2 protein-coding genes are annotated in these 1078 nt (G+C 73.4%); both read right to left on the minus strand.

Annotated features, from left to right (window positions below; translation table 11 throughout):
* Window positions 1–887: PAS domain-containing protein (locus tag J5F18_RS07855; protein ID WP_346301716.1), on the minus strand; the 887-nt coding region annotated here is incomplete at its 3' end.
* Window positions 887–1078, minus strand: a 192-nt coding sequence (locus tag J5F18_RS07860) for a 2OG-Fe(II) oxygenase (protein WP_346301717.1), incomplete at its 5' end; no start/stop codon positions are given. The genes J5F18_RS07855 and J5F18_RS07860, both read right to left, overlap by 1 nt.

Consider the following 1078-nt stretch of genomic DNA (forward strand, 5'->3'; position numbering starts at 1 on the left):
GGCTGGTCGGGGGCGGCGTCGAGCTTGAGCAGGGCGCCGCTGGCGTAGTTGGCGATGGCGCCCAGCGGCTGGTTGAGCTCATGGGCGATGTTGGAGGCGAGCTCGCCGGTGGTGGCCAGGCGGTTGGCGTGGGCGATCTGCTCCTGATGGCGGCGCGCCTGGGCCTCGGCGGCCTTGCGCAGGCTGATATCGCGGTTGAGCAGCGACACATGGCCCGGCTCGCTGCCCGGACCGCGGTGGGCCATCACCACGCTGAGCACCGGCACGGGCCCCTCGGGGCCGCGCATCGCCAGCTCGCCGCTCCAGGAGCCGTAGCGGGCCACGGCGGGCAGCACCAGGTCGCGCAGCTCGCCCAGGGAGCCCTCGGTGTAGGCGTCGGCCAGGGTCGCTGCGGTGCCCTCCCGGGGCAGGCGCAGCAGGCGCCGGGCGGCCTCGTTGGCGTAGAAGAGCCGCTCCTGCTCATCCATGAAGAGCACGTGGTCGGTGGTGGATTCCACCACCCGGGCCAGGCGCTCGCGGTTGGCCTCGGCCTGGAGGCGCCGGCCCACGTCCCGGGAGACGCAGAGGATATCGATCAGCTCGCCGGTGGCCGGGTCGCGGCGGGTGCGGCTGGTGGTCTCGAACCAGACGTAGTGGCCATCCTTGGCGCGGAAGCGATAGGTCTGCTGGTAGAAGCCGGCGTGGTAGTAGACCCGTGGCGACTTGTTGAGCAGGTCGGCCAGGTCCGCCGGGTGGAAGAGCTCATAGGCGGAGACGCCGATCAGCCACCGGTAGTGGTCCCGCTCCTCCTCGAGGCGCGCGGCGCGTGCCTCGAGCCGCCGCTTCTCTGCCTCCAGCTTGGCGCAGCGCGCCGCCGGCCCCTCGGGCCTGTCGCCTTGCCCCGTCATCAGCGCGCCGGGTCCACCCGGCCGCCGAGGGAGGCGTTGCGCCGGAACCAGCCGGCGATGCTGGCCCGCGGCAGGCGGGTGGGCAGCACCTCGTGGGGGATGGTCTCGGCGAGGAAGCAGGCGAAGGTGCCGGCGCCGGGACGCACCCGGGCCACCTCGCGCTCGGGGTCATCGGGGGCGTAGAGCACCAT

This window comes from Halomonas sp. BM-2019, from assembly GCF_017584085.1.